22 protein-coding genes are annotated in these 25929 nt (G+C 60.5%); 8 read left to right on the top strand and 14 right to left on the bottom strand.

What is annotated here, in order from left to right; translation table 11 throughout:
• The first annotated feature begins 1 nt into the window (after position 1).
• Positions 2 to 715 (top strand): lipopolysaccharide kinase InaA family protein, encoded by a 714-nt coding sequence (locus ACEN8E_RS24025; RefSeq protein WP_495590134.1) that lies wholly within the window; start codon positions 2 to 4, stop codon positions 713 to 715.
• A gap of 2 nt (positions 716 to 717) precedes the next feature.
• A complete protein-coding gene (locus ACEN8E_RS24020; RefSeq protein WP_322614718.1) occupies positions 718 to 945 on the top strand; it encodes a hypothetical protein in 228 nt (75 codons plus the stop codon).
• 199 nt (positions 946 to 1144) lie between these two features.
• Here ACEN8E_RS24020 and ACEN8E_RS24015 read toward each other — a convergent pair whose 3' ends face one another.
• The 10 genes from ACEN8E_RS24015 to ACEN8E_RS23970 all read right to left on the bottom strand — a co-directional run bounded on the left by ACEN8E_RS24015 (position 1145) and on the right by ACEN8E_RS23970 (position 15724).
• Positions 1145 to 4171 (bottom strand): multidrug efflux RND transporter permease subunit, encoded by a 3027-nt coding sequence (locus ACEN8E_RS24015; RefSeq protein WP_495590133.1) that lies wholly within the window; start codon positions 4169 to 4171, stop codon positions 1145 to 1147.
• A gap of 13 nt (positions 4172 to 4184) precedes the next feature.
• Positions 4185 to 5333, bottom strand: coding sequence for an efflux RND transporter periplasmic adaptor subunit (locus tag ACEN8E_RS24010; protein WP_495590132.1), 1149 nt, complete (start codon positions 5331 to 5333; stop codon positions 4185 to 4187).
• A 201-nt stretch (positions 5334 to 5534) separates the two neighbouring features.
• Positions 5535 to 6635, bottom strand: coding sequence for a DUF1513 domain-containing protein (locus ACEN8E_RS24005; RefSeq protein ID WP_495590131.1), 1101 nt, complete (start codon positions 6633 to 6635; stop codon positions 5535 to 5537).
• A gap of 14 nt (positions 6636 to 6649) precedes the next feature.
• The gene (locus ACEN8E_RS24000) at positions 6650 to 7714 is read right to left on the bottom strand and encodes an imelysin family protein (protein ID WP_495590130.1); all 1065 of its coding nucleotides are present in this window, start codon (positions 7712 to 7714) and stop codon (positions 6650 to 6652) included.
• A 27-nt stretch (positions 7715 to 7741) separates the two neighbouring features.
• Positions 7742 to 9169: a di-heme oxidoreductase family protein gene (locus ACEN8E_RS23995; RefSeq protein WP_495590129.1), complete on the bottom strand. Its 1428-nt coding sequence runs from the start codon at positions 9167 to 9169 to the stop codon at positions 7742 to 7744.
• Between the two features lie 275 nt (positions 9170 to 9444).
• A complete protein-coding gene (locus ACEN8E_RS23990; RefSeq protein WP_495590128.1) occupies positions 9445 to 10800 on the bottom strand; it encodes an imelysin family protein in 1356 nt (451 codons plus the stop codon).
• A gap of 259 nt (positions 10801 to 11059) precedes the next feature.
• Positions 11060 to 13111: a putative bifunctional diguanylate cyclase/phosphodiesterase gene (locus ACEN8E_RS23985; RefSeq protein WP_495590127.1), complete on the bottom strand. Its 2052-nt coding sequence runs from the start codon at positions 13109 to 13111 to the stop codon at positions 11060 to 11062.
• A gap of 841 nt (positions 13112 to 13952) precedes the next feature.
• Positions 13953 to 14549 (bottom strand): superoxide dismutase, encoded by a 597-nt coding sequence (locus tag ACEN8E_RS23980; protein WP_008022038.1) that lies wholly within the window; start codon positions 14547 to 14549, stop codon positions 13953 to 13955.
• Positions 14550 to 14713: 164 nt separating this feature from the next.
• Complete coding sequence (locus tag ACEN8E_RS23975) at positions 14714 to 15316, bottom strand: LysE/ArgO family amino acid transporter (RefSeq protein WP_111279814.1); 603 nt, start codon at positions 15314 to 15316, stop codon at positions 14714 to 14716.
• Positions 15317 to 15322: 6 nt separating this feature from the next.
• On the bottom strand, positions 15323 to 15724 hold the full coding sequence (locus ACEN8E_RS23970; protein ID WP_495590126.1) for an ACT domain-containing protein: 402 nt from the start codon (positions 15722 to 15724) through the stop codon (positions 15323 to 15325).
• Between the two features lie 96 nt (positions 15725 to 15820).
• On the opposite strand from ACEN8E_RS23970, the gene ACEN8E_RS23965 reads away from it, so the two are divergent.
• From ACEN8E_RS23965 to ACEN8E_RS23955, 3 genes are all read left to right on the top strand, one after another.
• Positions 15821 to 16714 (top strand): LysR family transcriptional regulator ArgP, encoded by an 894-nt coding sequence (locus tag ACEN8E_RS23965; protein ID WP_495590125.1) that lies wholly within the window; start codon positions 15821 to 15823, stop codon positions 16712 to 16714.
• Between the two features lie 54 nt (positions 16715 to 16768).
• Positions 16769 to 17761 carry an NAD-dependent epimerase/dehydratase family protein gene (locus ACEN8E_RS23960; RefSeq protein WP_495590124.1) on the top strand — a complete coding sequence of 331 codons (993 nt, stop codon included), beginning with the start codon at positions 16769 to 16771 and terminating at the stop codon, positions 17759 to 17761.
• Positions 17762 to 17877: 116 nt separating this feature from the next.
• Complete coding sequence (locus tag ACEN8E_RS23955) at positions 17878 to 18750, top strand: ATPase (RefSeq protein ID WP_495590123.1); 873 nt, start codon at positions 17878 to 17880, stop codon at positions 18748 to 18750.
• 210 nt (positions 18751 to 18960) lie between these two features.
• On the opposite strand, the gene ACEN8E_RS23950 is transcribed toward ACEN8E_RS23955, so the two are convergent.
• Positions 18961 to 20478 carry an MDR family MFS transporter gene (locus ACEN8E_RS23950; RefSeq protein ID WP_495590122.1) on the bottom strand — a complete coding sequence of 506 codons (1518 nt, stop codon included), beginning with the start codon at positions 20476 to 20478 and terminating at the stop codon, positions 18961 to 18963.
• Between the two features lie 77 nt (positions 20479 to 20555).
• Positions 20556 to 21749 carry a 4-hydroxybenzoate 3-monooxygenase gene (pobA, locus tag ACEN8E_RS23945; RefSeq protein WP_495590121.1) on the bottom strand — a complete coding sequence of 398 codons (1194 nt, stop codon included), beginning with the start codon at positions 21747 to 21749 and terminating at the stop codon, positions 20556 to 20558.
• A gap of 181 nt (positions 21750 to 21930) precedes the next feature.
• On the opposite strand from pobA, the gene ACEN8E_RS23940 reads away from it, so the two are divergent.
• Entirely contained in the window at positions 21931 to 22827 is an 897-nt protein-coding gene (locus tag ACEN8E_RS23940; RefSeq protein ID WP_495590120.1) for a helix-turn-helix domain-containing protein, read from the top strand.
• Between the two features lie 9 nt (positions 22828 to 22836).
• On the opposite strand, the gene ACEN8E_RS23935 is transcribed toward ACEN8E_RS23940, so the two are convergent.
• Positions 22837 to 23013: a hypothetical protein gene (locus ACEN8E_RS23935; RefSeq protein WP_172901564.1), complete on the bottom strand. Its 177-nt coding sequence runs from the start codon at positions 23011 to 23013 to the stop codon at positions 22837 to 22839.
• Between the two features lie 216 nt (positions 23014 to 23229).
• Complete coding sequence (locus ACEN8E_RS23930; RefSeq protein WP_495590119.1) at positions 23230 to 24135, bottom strand: LysR family transcriptional regulator; 906 nt, start codon at positions 24133 to 24135, stop codon at positions 23230 to 23232.
• Positions 24136 to 24360: 225 nt separating this feature from the next.
• Between ACEN8E_RS23930 and ACEN8E_RS23925 the strand changes: the two genes are divergently transcribed.
• Positions 24361 to 25239, top strand: a complete 879-nt coding sequence (locus ACEN8E_RS23925; RefSeq protein ID WP_495590118.1) for an MBL fold metallo-hydrolase — start codon at positions 24361 to 24363, stop codon at positions 25237 to 25239.
• Between the two features lie 33 nt (positions 25240 to 25272).
• Positions 25273 to 25887 carry an NAD(P)-dependent oxidoreductase gene (locus ACEN8E_RS23920; RefSeq protein WP_495590117.1) on the top strand — a complete coding sequence of 205 codons (615 nt, stop codon included), beginning with the start codon at positions 25273 to 25275 and terminating at the stop codon, positions 25885 to 25887.
• Positions 25888 to 25929: the final 42 nt, after the last annotated feature.

Below are 25929 nucleotides of genomic sequence, written 5' to 3'. Positions count from 1 at the left end.
GATGGCAGTGCAGTGTGCAGCAGAAACGGAAGTCGCTCCCCAGGATCGCTTCGATTGTTTTTGGAATCAGCGCGGTGAATGGGTAGAAGAACCTAACGTCCGTCGCGGCGGGGAAAGCGGCGTTCAACGAGTGATGGGCAGCGATGGTCAACTGCTCTACGTCAAGCGTCAGACCGGGCATATCCATCGTAGCTGGCAGCACCCTTTCGGGCGGCCGACCGTACTGCGCGAGAGTGCTGCACTCAACGGTGTGACCGCGCTTGGCGTACGGGTTCCGCATATCGTTTTCTGCGGCGCACAGCGTGATCCTGTGCACAAATGGCGTGCCTTGCTGGTCACCAGGTCGCTGGACGGCTTCGAGGAAATCGAACACTGGTACGCCGGAGGCGGTCGTGAACGTCATGGTGAAGCCATACACGACCGCGTGCTCAAGGACCTGGCTGAGAACCTGGCGCGCATGCACAAGGGCCGCTGGCAGCACGGTTGCATCTACGTCAAGCACGTATTCGTTCGCGTGGCCGGTGAGGGCGAGTCGGCCAAGGTCGAAGTTGCCCTGATCGATCTGGAGAAATGCCGACAGCGTTTGACCGCTCATCGCGCAGCTACCCATGACATGAAGCAATTGCGTCGCCACTCGTCGTTCGGCGAGGCAGACTGGAAAAAGCTCGTCTACTTTTATGAAACGGCGTTTGGCAGCGCTATCAAGGGTTTATAGCGATGAAACTCGAAATTGCACGAGGTTTGTTTCTGGTAGGAGCCTTGGCAGTTGCATCGATCGCGATGGCAGCCTGGGAGCAACCGCGCCCCCAGGTTCTCAGCTCGATAAACGCAGAAGAACATTGTCCGTTGCCACGAGTTGCCAAGGCATCCGTGGCCACTCGACCGGATCATGATTTGTTACTGTTCATGTTCGGACTTTCTCAGGGATTGAGGCCGCAGAATTGAACCGATTGAAGCCCAAATGAAAGGCCTCGCTGATGCGAGGCCTTTTTTTGCCTTTGGAAATCTACCGGAGTGCATAGGGCCACTGTGGGAGCGAGCCTGCTCGCGAATGCGATGTATCGGTCAACATCCCTGTTGAATGGTAAGCCGTCTTCGCGAGCAGGCTCCTCCCACAGATTCATCTCCTATAGGTTGTTCCGCATCAGCGCTTATCCGGTTTGGCCAGCAACGTGTAGATGCAGGGCAACACAAACAGGGTGAACAGTGTGCCGATCGACATGCCCGTCGCGATGACCGTGCCGATGTCGAAGCGGCTGACCGCGCCCGCACCGCTGGCGATGATCAATGGCACCATGCCGAATACCATCGCCGCGGTGGTCATCAGCACCGGCCGCAGGCGGATGGCCGCCGCTTCCTCCACGGCCTCCCGTGCCGTCAGGCCCTTGTCCTTGCGTAGCTGGTTGGCGAACTCGACGATCAGAATGCCATGTTTGCTGATCAGTCCGATCAACGTCACCAGCCCGACCTGAGTGTAGATGTTCATGCTCGACCAGCCCAGGAACAGCGGAATCAAGGCACCGCAGATAGACAGCGGTACGGTGACCAGGATCACCAGCGGGTCGCGGAAGCTTTCGAACTGGGCCGCCAGTACCAGGAAAATCACCGCCAGTGCCAGGGCAAAGGTGACCCACAGGGCACTGCCTTCCTGAACGTATTGCCTCGATGCGGCGGCGTAGTCGAAGGCAAAACCGGCAGGTGCCTCTTCCCGGGCGATCTGGCTCACAAGGTCGACGGCTTCCCCCATGCTCACCATCGGCACTCCGGACAGGGTGGCCGAGTTGAGTTGCTGGAACTGGTTCAGCTGTCGCGGTCGAGCCCGGTCAGAGACGGTGATCAGGGTCGACAGCGCCAACAGTTCGCCCTTGGCGTTTTTCACGTAGTAATTGTTCAGCCAGTGCGGATTGTCGCGAAACGGCCGTTCGACCTGGGCAATGACTTTGTAGCTGCGACCTTCAATAGTGAAACGGTTGATCTCGGCTTCACCCAGCAGGGTTGCCAGGGTGCCCCCCAGGTCCTGCATGGAAACCCCCATCTGCGCAGCCTTGGCGCGGTCGATATCCACCACCACTTCCGGCTTGTCGAAGGCCAGGTCAACGTGGACAAAGGCAAACTTGCCGGATTCCATCGCCCGTTTTTTTACCCGGTCGGCCACCTGCAGCAGCAACTCGTAATCGTTGGCGGAGTTGATGACGAACTGGAAAGGCAGGCCTTCGCCGGTGCCCGGCAGGGAGGGCAGGTTGAAGCCGAAAATCTGCAACCCGGGGATCTTTTCCAGTTTGGCCTGAACGTCGGGCAGGATCGACATTTGCGTGCGGCTGCGCTCGTTCCACGGCTTGAGCAGGAAACCGCCGATGCCTGATTGCACGCCGTTGAAACCATTGATCTGGAACGACGAGTAGTACTCGGGAAACGCCTTGAAGATCGAGACGAACTCGTCGGTGTAGGTGTTCAGGTAATCGAGGTTGGTTGGTTGCGGGGCGTTGGCGATCATGAAAATGATGCCCTGGTCTTCATCCGGTGCCAGCTCCGACTTGGTGAATTTGAGAAAGACCGGAATCAGGCACAACACGATCACCGCGAACACCAGCACCACGGGGCGGGTGCTGAGGGTGCCGTGTAGCATGCTCTGGTAGCGGCGCTTGAGGCCTTCGAAAATCAGGTCCAGGCGATGGGCCAGGCCACTGGGGTTCTCATCGTGGCGCAGCAGGAATGCACACATCATCGGCGACAGGGTCAGGGCGATGATTCCGGAAATCACCACCGCGCCGGCCAGGGTCAGGGCGAACTCCTTGAACAGCGCCCCGGTCAGGCCGGTCAGGAAGCCGATCGGCGCATACACTGCCGCCAGGGTGATGGTCATCGAGACCACCGGCATGGCGATTTCCCGGGCGCCTTCAATGGCGGCGTCCAGCGGTGTCTTGCCTTCCTCGATGTGGCGGTGAATGTTTTCCACCACCACGATGGCGTCGTCCACCACCAGGCCGATGGCCAGTACCATCGCCAGCAGGGTGAGCAGGTTGATGGAGTACCCCATCATCTGCATGAAGAACATGACGCCGATCATCGACAGCGGGATGGTCACCACCGGGATCACCACCGAACGCAGGGCGCCTAGGAACAGGAACACCACCACGATCACGATCAGCACCGCTTCGAACAGGGTTTTCACCACTTCGTCGATCGAGGCCTGGATGAACCGGGTGGCGTCATAGGCGATTTCACCCTTGAGATTCGGCGGTAGCTGGGCCTCGAGTTCCGGCATGATCTTGCGCACTTCCTTGATCACATCCAGCGGGTTGGCGCCGGGCGTCGCCTTGATGCCGATGTACACCGAAGGGGTGCCACCGAACGAGCTGATGGTGTCGTAGTTTTCCGCACCCATTTCCACCCGCGCCACGTCCCGCAGCAGCACGCGGCTGTCGCCATCGATCTTGAGCGGAACGGCCCCGAAGGCTTCGGCGGACTTGAGTTCGGTATTGGCGTTGATGCTGGTGACCACGTATTCGCCTTTCACTTCACCCGCGGCCGAGAGGAAATTGTACTGGCGCACCGCGTTGGTCACATCGCTGGCACTGAGGCCGAAACCCGCGAGCTTCGCAGGGTCCAGCCACAGGCGCATGGCAAATACCTGGTTGCCGAGGATCTCGGCTTCGGCCATGCCGGGCAAGGTCGCCAGTTTCGGCTGGATCACCCGTGACAGGTAATCGGTAATCTGCGGGTTGTTCAATTCCTTGCTGAAGAAGCTCATGTACATCAGTACTGACGCATCGGCAGATTGCTTGCTCAGCACCGGGTCTTCAGCATCCTGGGGCAGCTTGCTCTTGACCTCGTTGGCCTTGGCCAGCAGTTCGGTAAACAGACGGTCGCTGTTGGAACCGACGCGTGCGTAGATCGAGATCACCGAAAAGTTCTGGCGACTCACCGAGGTCATGTAGTCGATGCCCTCGGCGCTCGCCAGGCTTTGCTGCAGCGGTTGCGTGATATAGCCCTGGATGGTCTCGGCGTTGGCCCCGGGGTAGGCGGTGGTCACCGTGATCAGGGCGTTTTCCATTTGCGGGTACTGGCGCAGCGGCAGTTTGCCCCAGGCCTGGAAGCCCAGCAGCACAATCAGCAGGCTGACCACGGTTGCGAGGACCGGGCGGCGGATGAACGGGTCGGTAAATGCCATGGGGATTCCTTGATCAGTCCGCGCGTGGCGGGCTGCTCTGCTCAGCCAGGGTCTTGTCATCGCTGATGGCAATGTGTGCGCCGTTGTCCAGTTTGAGCTGGCCGGCGGTCACCACTTTATCGCCGCTCTGCACACCTTTGGTGACCATCACCAGCCCGTCGCGGCGTTCGCCGGTTTCGACAAAACGCCGTTCGGCGATCAGCACCGGCTGGCCCTTGTCATCCATTTGCGGGCTGCCATCTTCGGCCTTCTTGGGTACGGCCACATACACCGAGTTGCCGTAGAGCGTGTAGGTAATCGCGCTTTCCGGTACCACGATGCGCGGCTGCGGGTCGGGCATGAGCACCTGGAGGCTGGCAAACATGCCGGGCAGCAACTTGCCATCGGGGTTGGCCAGGGTGGCGCGAACCTGCACGTTACGGGTGCTGTTCTCGACCTTGGGGTTGATTGCACTGATGGTGGCGGGGTACTCCAGGGTCGGATACGCCGCGACAGTGACCTGCACTGGCTGGCCGAGGGCAATCCTGGGCACCGACTGCTCGGGCACGAAAAAGTCGACATACAGGCTACTGAGGTCTTGCAGGGTGGCAATCATGGTGCCGGTGGCCACATAGTCGCCAACGTCCACCTGGCGAATGCCGATGGTGCCGGTGAACGGCGCGATGATGCGTTTTTTCTCGAGCGCAGCCCTGAGCTGATTGACCGTGGCCCTGCTCTTTTTCAGGACCGCCGAGAGCCGGTCGAACTCACCTTTGGAAATCGCCTGGCTGCCCACCAGCTGGCTGCCTCGGTTGAAGTCCACCTGGGCCAGCCCGAGGTCGGCCAGGGCGGTTTCGAGCAAGGCACTTTCCACGGCACTGTCGAGCCGGACGATGGGTTGACCGGCCTTGACCTTCTGCCCTGACTCGAACTGGACGTCAATGACGGTGCCATCGGTCTCCAGGCTCAGGTCCACGCCTTGCAATGCCTTGAGCGTGCCAACGGTAGGCAGGCGGGCTTGCCATGGGCGTTCGGCGGCGGTGGCCACGGCAACGCTGATGGCCGGCCTGGGTGCTGCGTAGCCTTGAACCATCGTGTAGATCGAGAAGGCTTTGTAGGCGGCCAGAACCAGCACAATCAGTAGAACAACACCCAACATGATCAGCATGCGGCGACGCAGCATATTCCAGTTCCTTGGAGGAAATCAGGTGAGACAGCGGGGCACATTACCGGGAGTGTAGAGGGTAATCCAACTGCCGTTTTTACAGGTTGTGATGTATTAGAGGGGGGAAAGCCTGAAAAAAGTCGTCGCCTTGAGCCGCACCTGCCGGGTGTCCGTCATCCCGATACAGGCGCGGCCCAGGGCGGCGAATTTTTCAATGATTCAGGCCATCAGATGCAGATGGTTGTCCCAGAGCCCTGCGGGTAGCTCCAGCGGTTTTGCAACAAGAGTTGTCTGGCGGCATTCGTAGTAGCGGCAGCGCCCCTGACCCGAGGTCACGACAAAACCGTCGGCCACGGCACCGACCCCGGCGCAATCGGGCAGTGGTGCATCCAGGCGTACTTCACCGCTGTCCAGGTCCCAGATGAAAAAACGGTTGCCCCGCGGTGCCGTCAAAGCCACCAGACGCAAGTCGCTGTGTATCGCGACACTGGCGGTGTAGTGCCCCATGGCCTGCAACTGGTGCTCGGGTACCGGGAACGCGACGAAAGGCTGACCGGGACGCTTGATCGCCAACAGCTCCGACGATTCGTGGGCCGCACCCATGAACTGCTGGCTGGCGACGATGGTGCCGTCGCTGGCGATGGCCAGATGGCGCACGCTGTTCATCTGCTGGGCGAGGGTTTCCTTGCTCAGCAGGGTGCCGTCGCGCTGCATCAGCACCAGGCTCGGTTCCATGGCGTTGAGGTTCATCTCCACCCGGCTTTCGGCCTCGGTGCGAATCCCGCCGTTGGCCACCACCAGGGTTTCGCCGTCGGGCATCCATGACACCTGGTGCGGCCCGAGGCCGTGGGTGGAAACTTCACCGCTGTGCACCAGCCGTTCGCCTTCGAACTGATACACACCGAGCAGTCCGCGCCCCGGATCGGTGGTGTCGTTTTCGGTGGCGTACAGCCGGTCGCCGCTGTGGTGAATGACCGCGTGCCCGTAGAAGTGCCGGTTTGGCTGTGACACCACGGTTTGCAGGAGCGCCCCGTTGCGCAGGTCGATCAGGTAGCTCTCGGTACCCGGACGGCGGGCGACAAACAGCGCAATCGGCTGTGTCGGATGGTTGACGATGTCGTGGCAACGCTGGCCGACCCGGGTGGCGAACACCTGGGTGCCGTCCAGTCGATAACCGACGGCGTAATGCTGGCCATCGGTATCGTCCCGTGCCGAAAGCAACAACGGACTCCTGTCCTTTTGCTTGAACAGCTTCCAGCCGCCCAGTGTCACCGCACCCAGCAACAAACTACCTAATGTCAGAACCTGGCGCCGCAGCATGGAACTCGCCCTCATCAGTCACCGTCGTTGGCGTTGAAGCCCAGTTGGATGCCCAGCGCCTTGGCCAGATCAGCCTCGTGCAGACGATGTACAACGTTGAGGCTTTCGTACAGGTCGTTGAGCTGCTGGCGACCGGCGTCGTCACCGAGCATTTCGGTCAGCGAACGCTGGTTGCCGGCGAACAGTTTCAGTGAGGCGGCATAGGCCGCATCGATCTTGTCGGCCAACGGTTTCTGCTCGCTCGGCAACAGGCTGCGCAGGCCTTTGTTATCCACACCTTCCCAGACGGTTTTGGCGGCCGCGAGGCTGGCTTCGAGGCTGGTCAGGGAGGACTGGCTACGCCATGCATCGGCCTGGAACGGCTGCGGAACGCCCTTGGTCTGGCGACCCATCGGCGTGCCGAGTTTTTTCTTCAGGGTGTCGATGGCCGTGACTTGCACGCGCAGCAGATCGGCGATCGCTTCGTGGGAGTCGGCATAGCGCTGGTTCGGGAACTTGCTCATTTGCGCGAGCATGCCGTCGGTATTGTTCCAGGTTTGCAGAATCTCTTCGGCCAGTTGCTTCTGGCGTTCGCCAATCGCGACCAACAGCGGGCAGTACCTGGCCTTCTGTTCAGCGTTGGCGACGTCAGGCTTGCTGTCGAACAGAATGTATTCGTAGGCCGAGAGACCCTGTACCACAACGCTGGACTTGGCCAGTGCGGCGGCATCGATCTGCGGCTGGGCGGTGACCAGTTGTTCGACCTGACGGCCGACCAGGTTTTTCTTGTCCGGCCAGAACTGTACTTGCCACGAACGGTTGCCTTCGGCCAACGGCCCGATCAGCAATGGTTGCAGTTCGGCCCAGGCTTTTTGCGCGTGCAGGAAATCGGCACGGGCGGTTTCCAGGGTTTCCTTGCCTTCGCAGTAGGCGAGGGCGCTGACCGCCAATTGACGGTCGGCTTCAACCCAGCGGGTGTAGGTCGGCAGGATCACCGATTTGGCGATGGCCGCCGACGTGACCGCTTGCGGGTCCTGGGGCGAGCAGGCGCCCAGGGCGAGTGCGGCAAGGCTGGTGAACAACAATTTGGGACGGAACATGTCGGGCTCCCGCGAGTGGAATGCGTGTTAAAGGGAATTCAGGAACGCCAGCAACGCGGTGCGCTGCTCGGCATTGAAAGACAAAACCTGTTGCTGCGCCGCCGTTGCTTCGCCGCCATGCCAGAGCACGGCTTCGAGCAGATTGCGGGCGCGGCCGTCGTGCAGGAACTGGGTATGGCCGCTGACCGCCTGTGTCAGGCCGATGCCCCACAACGGCGGGGTACGCCATTGGCGGCCGCTGGCCTGGAATTCGGTGCGGTTGTCCGCCAGGCCGTCGCCCATGTCATGCAGCAGCAAATCGCTGTACGGGCGAATCACTTGATTGGCCAGTTCGGGTTCGGCGGCGTTGGCGGCGGTGGTGTATTTCGGTGTGTGACAGGACTGGCAACCGGCCTGGTAAAACAGGGTCTTGCCGGCCAGCACTTCAGGGGCGTTGACGTCACGACGGGCCGGGACGGCGAGGTTGCGGCTGTAGAACAGCACCAGGCGCAGGATGTTATCGCTGACTTCCGGCTCGCCATTCGGGCCGTTGCCACTGGGTGCCTGCTTGCAGGCAATTTGCGCGTCCGTGCAGTCATCAAAGGGTCTCAGGCTGGTCGTGAGGCCCATGTCACCGGAAAACGCGTGAACATTCTGTTGATTGAGGTTTGGTTGTCCGGCTTTCCAGCCAAATCTTCCCAAAACGGTCTTTTGCCGAGCATCGTCCCACACCTGGTTAGGACGCCCGCTGATGCCGTTGTTCGCCCTGGCCTGTGCCTCGGCGTTGGCCAGGATCGCCTCATCGGGAATCGCCTCTAGCAGGCCCAGGCCAATCATCGGCGGTGCCACACGCGCCGAGAAACGCGTGTCGGGGTGCATCGGGCCATAGCCCAGTTGGGTGATGTTCAGGCTTGGCTGGCGCAGCTCGACTTCGGTGCCGTCCTTGAAACGCACCGGCACGGCGGTGTAATCGACCCGCACTTTGCCTTCGGGGGCCACACCGGGCACGGCCATGTCCTGGAACTGACCGCCGTAGACGGGCTCCGGCACCACGCCGAGCTGTTCGATGACCTTGGCATATGCCGGGGCGTCGGGAATCGACAGGCGTACCAGCATCGACACGGCATTCACATCGTTCGGGGTCGGCGGATGGCCGCGGCCGTCCTTGATGTGGCAACCCTGGCAGGCATTGGTGTTGAACAGTGGGCCGAGGCCATCGCGAGCGGTCGTCGTCGACGGGGCGATTACCCAGGGGCTGCGGAAGAAACTGTTGCCGACGCTGAAATCCACACGCCGAGACGGCGGCAGATTCGCCGAGGGCATCGAAAACGCGTTCTGATCGGTCTTGCGCACCGTCGCACTGCCGCCGGAGCGGGTTTCACCGGGTTCAGCCCGGGTGAATTTCGGGGCGTCATCGCAGGCACTCAGGCCCAGGGCCAGAAACAGTGCGGACAAGCGAAGAGGCAGCGGGGGCATCAGACATCCTGCAAGACGAGCAAAACAAGGGCGCAAAGTCTAACAGGGGATACGAATTTGAATAAGAGGAATTATCGTTTGCTTGATGCGGGGCAGGCATTTTGGTTTACGCATAACCCTGTAGGAGTGAGCCTGCTCGCGATGGCGGTGTGTCATCCAACGTTGTTGCGACTGGCACGCCCCCATCGCGAGCAGGCTCGCTCCTACAGTGGTCAGTGTTCCGGCCAACAAAAAAGGCGACCCGCAGGTCGCCTTTTTCATTCAGCCAGCGTTGATCAGAATTCGTGATCAGCGTTGTCCGGGTTCAGGTCGTTGATGCCCAGTTTGCCAGCGGCGGCTTCGATCGAACCGGTCTGCTTGACCAGCGACGCAATGGCGTCACGGACGATCTGGTTGCCCGCGGTGTTGCCGGCAGCGATCAACTGGTCGTAGTGCTCACCCTTGTTGGCGTGATCGACCATCAGCTGGATCTTGGCTTCGGTGGCGGCCAGGTCGGCTTTCAGCGCGGTGTCGGCAGCCGGGTCGGCTTTGGCCACCAGGGACGACAGGCTGGCGCCGGTCATTTTGCTGCCGTCGACACGGGTGTATTCACCCAGGTACACGTTACGAATGCCCTTGGCATCGTAGAAGTGCGAGTTGTGGGTGTTGTCGCTGAAGCAATCCTGTTCGTCTTCCGGGGAGTTGGCTTCCAGGGAAACCTTCATGCGCTCGCCCGCCAGTTCGCCCAGGGACAGGCTGCCCATGCCGAACAGCATTTTGCGCAGGCCGGACTCAGCCGGTTCCGCTTCCAGGGTGGCGCGGTAGTTGTCGGCCACGTTCGGTTTCCAGTTACCGACCATTTCTTCCAGGTCGCTGACCAGCAGTTGGGTCACGGACTTCAGGTAGGCACGACGACGGTCGTTGTGGCCGCCGGTAGCGCCTTTGCCTTCCAGGTAGTCCGAAGCCGGACGGTTGCCGGCGCCAGGGCCGGTGCCGTTCAGGTCCTGGCCCCAGAGCAGGAATTCGATGGCGTGGTAGCCGGTGGCGACGTTGGCCTCGGAACCGCCCAGCTCGTTCAGGCTGGCGAGTTTTTCCGGGGTGATGTCTTTGACATCGACCTTGTCTTCGCCGATCTGCACTTCAGTGTTGGCGATGATGTTGGCGGTGGCACCCGGGTTGCCCAAGGCGTGTTCGTAGGATTTGTCGACGTAGTCGATCAGGCCTTCGTCCAGCGGCCAGGAGTTCAACTGACCTTCCCAGTCATCAATGATGGTGTTGCCGAAGCGGAACACTTCGCTCTGCAGGTAAGGCACGCGAGCTGCAACCCAGGCGGCCTTGGCGGCTTTCAGGGTGTCGGCGTTCGGCTTGGCGAGGAAAGCGTCGATGGCGGTTTGCAGGGTCTTCGCGGTGGATTCGGCATCGCTGTAGACGGCGAAAACCATGTCGGCGTAGTGAGCGACAACGGCTTTGCCGGCGGCTTCGTCGACTTTACCGGCAGCGGCAGGCGCAGCGGCTGGAGCAGCCGGGGCAGCCGCAGTGCTGGCAGCTGGCGCAGGCGCGGCAGCTTTTTCTTTGTCTTTGCCTTCGCCGCAACCGGCGAGGGAAATAGCGATGGCCAACAGACTGGCGGTAGCCAGAGGCATACGAATCATGGCGAACATCCTGCTTCGATAGAGGGTGGAGTCGTGCTATGCGCACGCAAAACTGCGACATAATGCAAATCTTTCGCATTATGTGTAAAGGGTTGTACCTGGAAATATTTCTTATTCACAGAACGCGGGTCGCAACTCTGTAGGAGCGAGCTCGCTCGCGATGAACCTGAGAACAACGCGCTCATCCATAATGAGCGCGTTATCGTTCACGACCATCGCGAGCAAGCTCGCTCCTACAAAAAACAGGGTTGCGTTTTTTTTACAAAATAGCGGCGTTACTGCGTTGGGCCTGCTTCAGGTAAACGCCCAGTTCCCGTGCCGGCAACGGCTTGCTGTAGTGATAACCCTGACCTTCGTGGCAGCCTTCGGAAATGATGTAGGCCTCTTGCTCGGCGGTTTCCACGCCTTCGGCGATCACCTGCATGCCCAGGCTCTTGCCCAGCTGGATGATGGCGCGAACGATGGTCGCATCGTCGTCGTCATCGAGCAGGTCCTGAACGAAGCTCTTGTCGATCTTGATCTTGTCCAGTGGCAGGCTCTTGAGATAGCTCAAGGATGAATAGCCGGTTCCGAAGTCATCGATGGCGATCAGCGCACCGGAGCGACGCAGGCTGAGCAGGTGCTGGGCCGCCGTGCTGATGTCTTCCATCAGGCCGGTTTCGGTGACTTCCAGCTCCAGGCTACGTGGCGGCAGGCGGTACATCTGCAGCAGGTTGTTGACCACCCGTGGCAATTCGGCGTGGTGCAATTGAACCGTGGACAGGTTTACCGCCATGCGCAGGTCGCTGAAGCCCTGGTCATGCCACTCGCGTAGTTGTTTGCAGGCCTGGTCCAGCACCCATTCGCCGATGGCAATGATGGTGCCGTTCTGTTCGGCCAGCGGGATGAACAGGTCTGGCGGCACCAGGCCGTGTTCGGGATGTTGCCAGCGAATCAGGGCTTCGACGCCCACCACGCGGTTGTCGCGGTAGCTGATCTGCGGCTGGTAGACGAGGTAGAACTGATTGCGGATCAGGGCATCGCGCAGGTCTTTTTCCAGTTCGCGGCGGCGACGCATTTCGGTGTCGACGCTGGCGATATAGAACTGATAGCGATTGCGCGAGCGGGTCTTGGCCAGCGTCATGGTCTGCTCGGCCTTTTGCAGCAACTTCTCGGTGCTGTTGCCGTCCTCGGGGAACAGGGTGATGCCGATGGTGGCGCGCAGGCGGATCTCCTGATGATCGAGGGCGAACGCCGCTTCCAGATCATCGAGAATGCTTTGCGCCAGCTCGGCGGCTTCGTAGGGTTGCTCGATATCCGCCTGGACCAGGGCGAACTGGTCGCCACCGAGGCGGGCGAGGGCGCCCAGGCGACCGCTGTGGCCGCGCAGGCGGTCGGCCAGGGCCAGCAGCAACTGGTCGCCGGTCTGGTAGCTGAACTGCTCGTTGATGCCCTTGAAGTCATCGAGGCCGACGCACAATACCGCGACCCGGCGCTGCAGCCTGCCGGCGTCGATGAGGATCTTGTCCAGTTGCTGCTGCAATTGCTGGCGGTTGGGCAGCCCGGTCAGGAAATCGTATTGGGACATGCGCAACAGGCTGTTTTCCGCTTCGTGGCGCAGATGGGTATTGCGTTCGATGGATTCGAGCAATTGGTTGGCGGTGTTGATCCAGATACCCAGTTCGTTTTTCTCGTGGCCCTTGAGCAGCGGAATCTTGTGTTCGCTGGGACGGTCCGGATTGATCTCCGTGAGGTGCTCGATGATCCGTGACAGCGGCTTGGTCAGCAGCCAGTGATAGACCAGATACAACACCAGCCCCATGGCGAGCGCGCGCAGTACCCCGGAGATGAAGATGATCACCGAGCTGATAATGAACCCCTGACCATAGGTGGCGGTATCGAGGGTGATGCTCAGGTCGCCGTAATACTCGCTGTAAGGCCCGCGACCGACCAGTTGGGTGGTGAAGGTGCGTTCCTTGCCAAGAATCAGGTCGGTCAGCCAGCGACTGTTGGAGTGCTGCAGCTCGCGGGATTTTTGCGCGAGCATGGCTTCGTTGGGGTGGCCGATGGAGGCCTGGCGCACGGCGTCGTCCTGAAACAGGCCTTCGATCACCTGCATGCCCATTTCCCGGTCCAGGCTGTAGACGGCCTGGGTCGAGGGGTCGCGAAACATGTCGAGGATGCGCTCGGCATCGCCGGCAACGGCCTGGCGTGTTTTATAGGCATCGAACACGATCTGCGCGCAGCTCAAGACCACGCCGACGATCAATGCCGACAGGAGTACGACCCGGAGCAACTTCACCGACAAGCTGTTCTTGAGTTCCAGCTTCAAAGGGTTATTCCTTGTTCCGTGCGGGTAGCATCAAGTTGCCATGAGTATTGGCAATCCCGTGATGGCAGTCAAAGGGACAATCATCCTTGAGGGATTTTGCCTGCAGCTTGGCCGATTTGCAGTTGTCCTGGCGAGTTTGCCTATTAGCACTGTGTCGGTTGTCGAGTCCTTCAACTTGAGGGGCGGGGTGGAGATATTTTCCTTTTGATTGATGTTAGTCGGCAGTGGCGGTGGGGCAAGGGGCTGGAGGCTGGTTTCATCTTGGGATATTGGCTTCGTGCGGGTTTGGGTGGGGTACATATCCGTTTTTTTGGTAACGGCGACTGATGGTTTCGCCCTTACGGCGACTCACTTTTTTTACAAGCGCCTAAAAAAAGTAAGCAAAAAAACGCTCGGGTATGACTCGCCCCAAACGTACGGCCCCTCGCCAAGGCTCGGGGTTCCTTCGCTCCGGCATTCATCCGGGGGCATTGCCCTCCGGTCGGCTGCGCGCGACCTACATGCAATGGGTTCGACTGCGTCGAACGGCGCTGCGCGCCAGTCCCCGGATGAACACCTCCACTCAGCCTGCCGAGGGGGCGGGTGGATCAAGATCAAGAGCGGCAGGCGAGCTAACGCTCGGCCCTGTAGGAGCGAGCCTGCTCGCGATGGACGTCAACGATGACGCGGGCTGTCGAAATCCCCGCGGTGTCCCGGCGTTTTTCGCGAGCAGGCTCGCTCCCACTGGCTCGGTGGTGACCTGTAGGAGCGAGCCTGCTCGCGAAGGGGCCCTGCCGAACGCTGAGAATCCCGGGCAATAAAAAACCCGGCACAAAGCCGGGTTTTTTGACTGGCATCGAGCTTAAGCGGTGAAGGTTTTGCCTTCGAACTGCTCAGCCACGAACTTCCAGTTGACCAGGTTCCAGAACGCTTCGACGTACTTCGGACGCAGGTTGCGGTAGTCGATGTAGTAAGCGTGTTCCCAGACATCGCAGGTCAGCAGCGGGGTGTCGCCGTTGGTCAGCGGGTTGCCGGCGCCGATGGTGCTGGCCAGGGCCAGGGAACCGTCAGCCTTCTTCACCAGCCAGCCCCAACCGGAACCGAAGGTGCCGATGGACGTCTTGCTGAACTCTTCCTTGAACTTGTCGAACGAACCGAAAGCCGCGTTGATGGCTTCAGCCAGTGCGCCGGTTGGTTGACCGCCAGCGTTTGGCGCCAGGCAGTTCCAGTAGAAAGTGTGGTTCCAGACCTGAGCGGCGTTGTTGAAGATACCGCCCGAGGAAGTCTTGACGATTTCTTCCAGGGTCTTGCCTTCGAACTCGGTGCCTGGCACCAGGTTGTTCAGGTTCACGACGTAGGTGTTGTGGTGCTTGTCGTGGTGAAACTCCAGGGTTTCCTTGGAGATGTGCGGCTGCAGGGCATCGTGTGCGTAAGGCAGCGGCGGCAATTCGAAAGCCATGATGGTTCTCCTAGTCAGGTCAGTTGCGGTGAGCGCAAGGCCGATCACGGGCGGCCAGACAAGCGCCGGGGAGTTTGTACTCTTTGCGGCGCAGGGAGTCGGATCATAGCACCGGGGGGGCGGCATAACCACGCAACAACTGTGTGGAATAGAGGTTGTGCGTGTCAGATGGCCGCGATCAACTGGAGCGCTACGGCAAACATCATCACCGCCACCAACAGATCGAGAATTCGCCAGGTACTTGGGCGGGCGAGCCACGGTGCCAGCCATGCGGCACCGAGCGCCAGGGTGAAGAACCACAGCAGCGAGGCACTGGCCGCGCCGACGACATAAGCGCCTGGCTCGGTCTGTTGTGCGCCGAGGGAGCCGATCAGCAAAACGGTGTCCAGATAGACGTGCGGGTTGAGCAATGTCACCGCCAGCGCACTGAGCATTACCGCCCGCAGCGAGCGTACGGTCTGGCTTTCGCCCTGCTCAAGGCTCTGTTTCGAAAAGGCCCGGCGCAGTGCCTGGCTGCCGTACCACAACAGAAACGCTGCGCCGCCCCAGCGGGCAATCGCCAACAGTGTCGGATTCTGTGCCAGTACCGTCGCCAGGCCAAATACTCCGGCCGCCACCAACAGGGCGTCGCAAGCCACGCAGAGTGCCGCAACCGGCAGGTGATGTTCACGCCGCAGGCTTTGCGCCAGGACAAACGCATTCTGGGTGCCGATCGCCATGATCAGGCCGAAGGCCACGAGCAGCCCGTTCACATAACTTTGCCACATGACGTTTTACTCCGCGTTGGCTGCCAGATCCCGCAACACCTGCAGGGCACGGTCGGCGTCGGCCTGGCCGACAAACAAATGGTCGTGGTAGTAGCCGGCAATCACGTTGCAGCTGATGCCGGCGTTGCCCAATGCCGTGGCGAACGCGGCGGTCAGGCCGACCGCTTCGAGGGCCGAATGCACGTTCAAGGTGATCCAGGCGGCGATGTAGTCGAAGCTGAACCCGGCTTTTTCGGCGTGGGAGCGTTCGAGAATCACCGTCAGGCCTTCCTGTTCGCGGAAGCTGCCGACAATTTCCAGATCCGCAGGCAATTTGCCGTCGCGCAGGGTGCAGAACACGTATTCGCCGGCATTGAGTTGCGGGCTCATGCTGCGCAGCAGCGTTGCCAATGAAGTTTCGCCAGCCATGTGGGTGATCCTTGTTCAAGAGTTCTTGCTGGTCATTGTCCTTGTGAAGCCTGTATAAGAAAAACAAATCATGCTGATCGCTCATTAGGAAAACTGATGTTCGACTATAAATTGCTTTCCGCCCTGGCCGCCGTGGTTGAACAGGCCGGTTTTGAACGGGCGGCCCAGGTGCTGGGCCTGTCGCAATCGGCGATTTCCCAGCGCATCAAGTTGCTGGAAGCACGGGTTGGCCAACCGGTGCTTGTACGGGCCACGCCGCCAACGCCGACGGAAATCGGTCGACGCTTGCTCAACCACGTGCAACAGGTGCGCTTGCTGGAGCGGGATCTGCAAAGCCTGGTGCCGGCGCTGGATGAAGAGGGCCTGCCGGAGCGCCTGCGGATCGCCCTGAATGCCGACAGCCTGGCCACTTGGTGGGCGCAAGCCGTGGGGGCGTTTTGCGCGGAGCAGCATCTGTTGATGGACCTGGTGGTCGAAGACCAGACCGTTGGCCTCAAGCGCATGCGCGCCGGTGAAGTGGCGGCCTGTGTCTGCGCCAGCGAGCGTCCGGTGGCGGGCGCACGCAGCGTGCTGCTGGGGGCGATGCGTTACCGTGCGCTGGCCAGTCCCGCCTTTATTGCCCGGCATTTTCCGCAAGGCGTACGTGCCGACCAGTTGGCCCGAAGCCCGGCGTTGGTATTTGGCCCGGACGATTTCCTGCAGCATCGTTATCTGGCGTCCCTCGGCGTCGAGGGTGGTTTCGAACACCATTTATGCCCGTCGTCGGAAGGCTTTATCCGTCTGACGGAAGCCGGGTTGGGCTGGGGCCTGGTTCCGGAACTGCAGGTACGCGAGCAACTTGAAAGGGGCGTATTGCAGGAGTTGCTGCCAGATAAGCCAATCGATGTGCCTCTGTACTGGCATCATTGGCGTAATGGCGGACAGTTGCTGGGGCTGCTCACCGATCAATTGGTCAGCGCATCGAAGCAATGGCTGGTGCCCTTGGACTGACGCGTAGCGTCAAGACCTCACGTAATACGCAAAACGAAATATTCGGAGCAATTCATGAAGATTCTGGTTACCGGCGCAAGCGGCTTCATCGGCGGGCGCTTTGCGCGTTTTGCCCTGGAGCAGGGCCTGGACGTGCGGGTCAACGGTCGCCGGGCCGAAAGTGTGGAACATCTGGTACGCCGCGGAGCCGAGTTCATCCAGGGCGATTTGAGCGACCCGGAACTGGCACGCGAACTGTGTTCGGATGTCGAGGCCGTGGTGCATTGCGCCGGAGCCGTCGGTTTATGGGGGCGTTATCAGGATTTCCATCAGGGCAACGTCCAGGTCACCGAGAACGTGGTCGAAGCCTGCCTGAAACAACGGGTTCGGCGGCTGGTGCATTTGTCGTCGCCGTCGATCTACTTCGATGGTCGCGATCACCTGGGCCTGACCGAAGAGCAGGTGCCCAAGCGCTTCAAACACCCTTATGCCGCCACCAAGTACCTGGCCGAGCAAAAAGTCTTCGGTGCCCAGGAGTTCGGTCTGGAAACCCTGGCCCTGCGCCCGCGTTTCGTCACCGGGGCTGGCGACATGAGCATCTTCCCGCGCCTGTTGAACATGCAGCGCAAGGGGCGTCTGGCGATCATCGGCAACGGTCTGAACAAAGTCGATTTCACCAGTGTGCAAAACCTCAACGAGGCGTTGCTCAGCGGTTTGCTGGCCAGCGGTTCCGCGCTGGGCAAGGCTTACAACATCAGCAACGGCACGCCGGTTCCGTTGTGGGACGTGGTCAATTACGTCATGCGCAATATGGAAGTCCCACAGGTCACCCGCTACCGTTCCTACGGCCTGGCTTACAGCGTGGCAGCGCTCAATGAGGGGGTGTGCAAGTTGTGGCCGGGGCGTCCCGAACCGACGCTGTCGCGTCTGGGCATGCAGGTCATGAACAAAAATTTCACCCTGGACATCAGCCGCGCCCGGCATTATCTGGATTACGATCCCAAGGTCAGCCTCTGGACCTCGCTCGATGAATTCTGTGGCTGGTGGAAGGCTCAGGATGTTCGCTGACGTTCGCTTGATCCCCCCTACTGAACCGGATACAGGGCTTCAGGGTCAATGGTTACGGCTGTGGGGTTTATACTGCGCGGCATAAAGCCATTATGTGATTGACTAAGGTTGACTCAATGTCCATGCGTAACGATGCCAACGACGACTTCGATGATGTCCCGAGCCTGCGTGCAGACGTTCTCGATGACGATTTTCCGCCCACTGCCCGCACGGTCGTGCATTCGCGCACGGCGCCGGTGGTGAAGGTCAAGGCGGCGGGCACCGGTGCCCTGTGGGCATTGGTCGGGGCGTTGTTCTTCGCTTTTGCGGGCCTGGCCTGGTGGAGCTTTCAGCAGATTTCGCTGATGGAACAGCAACTGGTGGCGACCCAGGAGAGCTTTGCGCGAATCAGTGAAGAGGCGGCAGGGCGCCTGCAGGATATTTCCGGAAAGGTTGTTGCCAGCCAGACCAGTGTCACCACCGACAGCGAGGCCTTGAAGCTGCAAATCCGCCAGCTGGAAAGCAAACTCCAGGACCAGAACGCCCAGCAGCAAGGTGTCGCCGGCCAGGCCTCGGACCTGGACAAACGTCTGGCGCAAATGACCGCACAATCCACAGAACTGGACAAACGCCTGGCGCAGTTGACGGCCCAGAACAACGAACATCAGACGGCCAATACTCAGTTGCAGGCCCAGGTCAAAGCCTTGAACGCTGAATTGGCCGCCCTGAAAAGTGCCCCGTCCGACTCGGAAAAGCTCGATGCACAACTGAAGAGCCTGGGTGCCGATATCACCGCACTGAAGAAACAAGGCAACCCGAGCGCTGCCATCGAGCGTCTCGAGCAGGACATGATCGTGCTCAAGAGCGAGCAGGACAACCGTCCAGCGGTCACACAGGGCTCGAGCAATACCGCCGAGTTCGATGCGTTCCGCAGCCAGGTCACCCGCAACATCAATACCCTTCAGGCGCAGATCCAGAACCTTCAGCAGCAACTGCGCGCCCGGCAGTAATGTAGAGCGCAAGCAAGTCGACTATCAGCGCGTCGGCCAGGAGGACTCTGAGGAAGGTCGGGTACTTTCTGGTGGCGGTCGGGTATTACAGCCCTTGAATCGTAGTGACTCTCAGATCGCCTTCGCGAGCAAGCCCGCTCCCACATTAGACCGAGCACGCGGTCTAATGTGGGAGCGGGCTTGCTCGCGAATACAGGCGACGCGGTCTACCTAGCGAACCTTGTCCTCGCGCCCGCGCAACAACATGTTCGGCATGGCAATCGCTGCCGCCAGCCCCAGCAGCGACACCACCGCGCTGACCGTCAGCAAGTGCCGGAACGTCAACAGCAACTCGGCACGCAAGGCGTTCTGCGCATCACCCGGTGCGGCGTTCAAACCGTCGAGCAGCACATTGCCTGAACTGCCCTCGACGATCAGCGGCGAGCCGGCCAGGTGCGCAAAACTTGAGTCCTGCAGCAACGCCAACAGCAGCGCCGACATCAATGCCACCCCCACGGCACCACCTAGCGAACGAAAGAGGTTGGTGGTGCTGGTGGCGACGCCGATGTCCCGCTGGTCCACCGAGTTCTGCGTGCCGACCAATGACGTCGGGAACTGCATGCCGGATGATATCCCGCAGAGCAACATGAACAGGCTGCTCACGACGAATGCCTGCGGCGGGCTGAACGCCATGCCAAGTATCGCGATGGGCATCAAGGCAGCACCGCTGAGGATCATCGGCTTGTATCGTCCGGTCACGGAAGTACGGCGGCCGGCGAAATACGCGCCAATCGGCAAGCCCATGGCCAGCGGCAACAGATGCAGGGCGGCACTGTCGGCACCGGCGCCGGTCACGCTCTGGAAGCGCAATGGCATCAGCACAATCAGCGAAATGGCCTGGAAACTGGTGAAAAAAATCGTGCACCAGCACAGGATCGCATTGCGGTTGGCGAACAGGTGCATGGGCAGCAAGGGCTCCCGTGCCCGCCGCTCGTGAACGACAAACAGCCCCAGCACCAGCACTGCGCACGCGAGCAACGCCAGTACTTCGGCGCTACGCCAGGAGTGCCCCTGGCCGACCTGCGTGATACCCAGCAACAAGGCGGTCAGCCCGATGATCATCAACACGGTGCCAAGGTAATCGATGATCGGTTTGCGTTGCGGAATCGGCAGGCCCACCAGCGTGCGATAGGCCACCAGCCAGGCGCCCAGGCCCAGCGGAAGGTTGATCAGGAACACCCAGCGCCAGGACAGGTATTCGGTCATGTAGCCGCCGAGCACCGGGCCGGCCACGCTGGCCACCGCGTACATGCTGCTGAAATAGCCCTGATAGCGGCCGCGTTCCCGTGGCGGCACGATGTCACCGATGATCGCCTGGCTCACCGAAATCATCCCGCCGGCCCCGATGCCCTGGAAGATTCGCGCCAGAACCAGTTGCTCCATGCTCTGTGCCATGCCGCAAAAGAGCGACGCCAGGGTGAACAAACCCATACCGAACAGCATCAGCTTGCGCCGCCCGTACAGGTCGCCCAATTTGCCGTAGATCGGCACCGCCACGGTCATGGCCACCATGTAGCCGGAAATTACCCAGGCCAACAGGCTGACGTCCTTGAACTGCGCGGAAATGGCCGGCATCGAAACGGCGACGATGGTCTGGTCCAGCGCCCCGAGAAAGATCGCCAGCATCAGGGCGATCAGCACGCTGCGGATGGCGGGTTTGGGCGTTTCAGGCTGGTGGAGATTGGTCACGGGAAACCTGTGGGCAGTGATTGACCCGCAGGGAGCAAGGCGAGCGGGGATGCTCGCCAGTGTAAGTCGATAGCAAGCTATTCGATAGTCTCGTATGGAAGCCCGACGTAATTTTCCGCAATGGTCTTGCGACCCGCTTCAGAGCCGATGAAGTACTCCAGTTCCGATTCGGCAATGCGCTGGCTGAAGGCATCGTTGTCGTCGAAACGGTGCAGCATCGAAGTCATCCACCAGGAAAACCGCTCAGCCTTCCACACCCTGCGCAGGCAAATTTCGGAGTACTTCTCCAGCAAATCGACGCGATCCTCGCGGTAAACCCTGAGCAGAATGTTGAACAGGGTACTGACGTCACTGGCTGCCAGGTTCAAGCCCTTGGCACCAGTGGGCGGGACGATGTGCGCGGCATCGCCGACCAGGAACATTCGCCCGTACTGCATCGGTTCGACCACGAAGCTGCGCAGCGGCGCGATGCTCTTTTCGATGGATGGCCCCGTGACCAGTCTGTCCGCCAACGCTTGCGGCAAGCGCGACTTGAGTTCGTCCCAGAAGCGTTGGTCCGACCAGTTTTCGACATGGTCGCTGGTGGGTACCTGCAGGTAATAACGGGTGCGTGTCGATGAGCGCATGCTGCACAGGGCGAAACCGCGCTCATGGCGGGCGTAGACCAGCTCATCGTGGACCGGCGGGGTATCGGCCAGAATCCCCAGCCAGCCGAAGGGATAGATCCGTTCGAAGATTTTCAGCCTGTCGGCGGGAATCGATTGCCGCGCCACCCCATGGAAGCCGTCGCAACCGGCGATGTAGTCGCAATCGACTCGCCAGGTCTCACCGTCCTTTTCAAAAGTGACAAACGCTTCATCGGTTTTCAGGCCGTGGGGGACGACATTTTCGGCTTGATAAATCGTCTGCGCGCCGGCCTCCCGACGAGCGGCCATCAGGTCGCGGGTGACTTCGGTCTGGCCGTAGATCATCACGCTTTTGCCATCCGTCAGGGCGTGCAGATCGATGTGCACCCGGCGCCCGTCGAGGGCCAGTTCGAAGCCGCCATGCACCAGTCCCTCGGCGTCCATGCGCTGGTTTACACCGGCCTGACGCAACAGCTCTACCATGCCTTGCTCAAGCACGCCGGCGCGGATTCGGCCGAGTACATAGTCCGGGGTCTGACGTTCTAGAATGAGGGTGTCGATGCCGGCGTTGTGCAGCAATTGGCCGAGCAACAAGCCTGATGGGCCGGCACCAATGATGGCGACCTGGGTTTTCAACGTTTTCATTGTTTTTATGGCTCGCAAGCTTCACGCGACCAGGGCCGGTGAATGATTTTTATGGATCGAGTGCTTGCATTTTTCCCTTGCGAGTCTGTCAATTGAAGGTGAAAACTGAGTCGATAGCTGTACATTCTGCCAATCGGTGCGATTATCGCCCGTCATCTACTCCGAGGCCTGGATTGAAGTGATGAACAAGCCTGACATGCCTTCGATTCCGGTGTTCAAGCTCTACGGTGAAAGCCTGGATTGGCCGACCCCGGACTTGCTGCACTGTGAAACCATTTCCAAACGCAGTAGCGAACATCATTGGGAAATCAAACCCCATCGTCACGCTGATTTGTGCCAGTTGCTCTTCGTATTCAAAGGTCAGGCAGAGCTTGAAATCGAAGGCAGACGCACGCAACTGGTGGAACCGGTCATCCAGATCCTGCCACCGCTGTCGGTGCACGGCTTTCGCTTTGGCGAAGACGTGGAGGGTTTTGTCGTGACCCTGGCTGCACCGCTGATCGCCCACCTGCAGATGCAGCTGGGACAATCGGTCAATGCCCTGGCCCAGGCTGAAAGCTACTCGGCAGGCAATGACGCCGAGTACCTCAACAGCCTGTTCAGTGCCTTGCAGGATGAATACAACGGTCATCAACCGGCGCGGGAAATGCTCATGCATTCGCTGGTCAGCGTGATTGTGGTGTGGGTCAGCCGCCAGGTGATCCAGCGTCGCACCGCCATGGCGCGACCGCAGCGGGCCCAGGAGTACCTCAACGGTTTTATTCAATTGGTGGAAGAGACCTATCGCCAGCACGTCAAGGTCGAGGACCTGGCGCACCGGCTGGGGATTTCCGTGTCGCACCTCAACGGTACCTGTCGTGAGCTGGCAGGGCAGCCGGCGTTGCAGATCGTGCACGAACGGCAGTTGCTGGAGGCCAAGCGTTTGCTGACCTACACCAGCATGACCATTTATGAAATGTCCGACGTGTTGGGGTTTTCCGATCCGACCAACTTCACGCGCCTGTTCCGGCGTCGTGTGGGGATTTCACCCAAGGCGTTCCGCGACCGCTTGAAGGCCGATCAGGACAACGAAGCCTGACCCCCTTCGTTACCGGAGGGCGTTGAGGGTGGCGTTGTGGGGAATGCAGCGCTCGAAGTTGCAGCTCGCGTAATCCCGGGGCAGGTTGCGCAGTTGCTCGACGCGCCAGGCGGCAGCGCCATACAACCCGAGCGTGACTGCACAGGTGATGAAGATCGCAAGGTATCTTCGTGTCTTGATGTTCATGGCGTTGACCTCTGAACGAATACCTTTCGGTATTACTTTGAGCATAGGTCAGCGCCGGTGAGTTGCCAGCAAGCCGGGTTTGGCAATTGAAGCGGTATTCAAAACACTGATGACCCCTGTGGGAGCGGGCTTGCCCGCGATGGCGTCAGGTCAGTCGACAACAGTGCTGAGTGATTAACCGCTATCGCGGGCAAGCCCGCTCCCACAGAATCCTGCTCAAAGACCCACATCCCACTCCGGTTCTTGCGGAAATCTAAGCACCAGAAAATCCAACAGGCTGCGCAATGCCGCCGGCATGTGCTTGCGCGAGGCATACACGGCATACACGTTCATTTGCCGGGGTTCGGCCGTGGGCAGCAGGCGAATCAGTTCGCCGCTGTGGATGTGCACGCCGGCCTGGTACGTGGGCAGCATCGCCACCCCGGCACCGGCGATTGTTGCGCGCAACAGCGTGCTGGCCTCGTTGGCGCTGATGTTGCCCTGCACCGGTACTGAAACCTGTTCGCCGTCCTGCTCGAAATGCCAGAGGCTTTTGCCGAAGTAGGAATGGGTCAGGCAGTTGTGCAGGCTCAGGTCCTCGACCCGTTGCGGTGCCGGGTGCTCGCGCAGGTAAGCGGGGGAAGCGCAGATCACCGAGCGGCAAACCGTCAGGCGACGGGCGATCAGGTTCGGGTCCAGGTCGTTGCTGGTGCGGATCGCCAGGTCGATGCGCTCATCCACCAGGTTCACGGTGCGATCGAGCATCTGCATGTCGATGCTGACGCCGGGGTAGCGTCGCACATAGGCGGCCATGGCATCGGCCAGTTGCGCCTGGCCGAATGAGGTGCTGACGCTGATCCGCAGCAAACCGCGCGGTGCGTCATCCGGTTCGCTGACGGCGGCTTGCATGTCGGTGGACAAGTCGAGCATCTGCCGGCAGCGCGGCAGGATCTCATTGCCGGCGGCGGTCAGGCTCAATTTGCGCGTGGTGCGGTGCATCAGGCGCGCACCGACCCAGTCTTCCAGTTCCGCCAGATACCGCGACACCACCGGCCGTGACAGCTCCAGATGATCGGCGGCGGCCGACTGGCTGCCGAGGTCGACCACCGTGACGAACACACGCATTGCTTGAAGACGATCCATGATTTGCCCGCTTTCAGAAACAAACTATGTTCAAGCATCGCATTTTTTGTACTGAGTCAGGCAACTAAGCTCTGTTCCTCTGTGTAGGAGCGAGCCTGCTCGCGATGGTCGTTAACGATAACGCGGGATACCGGTTATACGCGGCGGCGTCGAGTCCATCGCGAGCAGGCTCGCTCCTACAAAAAGGCATTCGCCAATCAAGGCATTCGGGCAACGGAGCAACAGATGATCGGATTCACCCTTCTCAAGCGTGTATTACTGGCAAGCGCTACCCTCGGTTTCGCCGCCCATGCAGCCGCCTCGACCCTGACGCTGGATGTCTACAACCCCGGTGAAAAAGCCATCTTCCCGGTGACCTCGGTGCTGGTCAGCGGCGAAAAGGAAGCGATTCTGGTGGATGCGCAATTTGGCAAGTCCCAGGCCGAACAGGTGGTGGAGAAAATCCGCGCCAGCGGCAAGCAGCTGACCACCATCTACATCAGTCACGGTGATCCGGACTACTACTTCGGCCTCGACACCCTGACGGCCGCGTTCCCCAAGGCCAGGGTCCTTGCTTCACAGCCGACCGTTGACCACATCAAGCACACCGTCGACGGCAAGCTGGCATTCTGGGGCCCGAAAATGGGGGCCGATGTGCCGGCCAAAACCATCGTGCCGGACGTGCTCAAGGGCGACAGCCTGATCCTCGAAGGGCAGAAGCTGCAGGTGGTGGGGCTTGAGGGTCCGCAGCCGGATCGCAGCTTCGTGTGGATTCCATCGATCAAGGCCGTAGTCGGCGGTGTCGTGGTAGCGCAAAACATCCACGTATGGATGGCAGACACCCAAACGCCACAATCCCACGCCGATTGGTTGGCTACGCTGCATTCCATTGAAACCCTGAAACCGCAGACCGTGGTACCGGGTCATTACTTGGGCGCCAGCACGGGTTCATTGGCCTCTGTGCAGTTCACCGCCGTTTACATCAAGGCCTTTGATGAAGAAACGGCCAAGGCCAAGGATTCTGCCGCGCTGATCGCCGCGATGAAAAAACGCTTCCCGACCCTGGGTGACGAAAGCTCTCTTGAGCTGAGTGCCAAGGTCGCGAAGGGCGAGATGAAGTGGTAACCCATTGAGCTACCCAACCTGTTGGAGAATGTCATGAGCAAAATCGCAATCATCGGGGCCACCGGTCGTGCCGGTAGCCAATTGCTGGAAGAGGCCCTGCGTCGTGGCCACAGCGTCACTGCCATCGCCCGCGACACGTCGAAGATCGGTCAGCGTAACGGTGTGGTCAGCAAAAATGTCGATGCCCTTGATGCCGCTGCCCTGCAAGCCGCCGTCGCCGGTCATGATGTGGTGATCAGCGCGGCGCATTTCGCCACCCTGCCAGCCAGTGCCGTGATCGGGCCTGTGCAGAACGCCGGGGTCAAGCGCCTGCTGGTGGTAGGCGGCGCCGGCTCGTTGTTGTTGCCGGACGGTACCCGGGTGATCGACAGCCAAGGCTTCCCGGCAGAATACAAGGCCGAAGCGGGTGCCGGTGCTGTGTTTCTGGAAGTCCTGCGTCAGGAAAAGCAACTGGACTGGACTTTTCTGTCGCCGTCGGCGGAGTTTGTCGAGGGTGAGCGTACGGGCAAGTTCCGCATCGGCAAGGACGATTTGCTGGTGAGCAGCGCAGGGCGCAGTTGGATCACGTTCGCCGATTACGCGATTGCGATGCTCGATGAAGTGGAAGCACCGAAGCATTCGCAGCAACGGTTTACTGTCGGGTATTGAGGTCACTGATCTCCTGTAGGAGCGAGCTTGCTCGCGATGATC

The sequence above is a fragment of the Pseudomonas sp. Pseusp9 genome (genome assembly GCF_059491265.1).
This window is presented reverse-complemented; position numbering and strand designations above follow the sequence as displayed.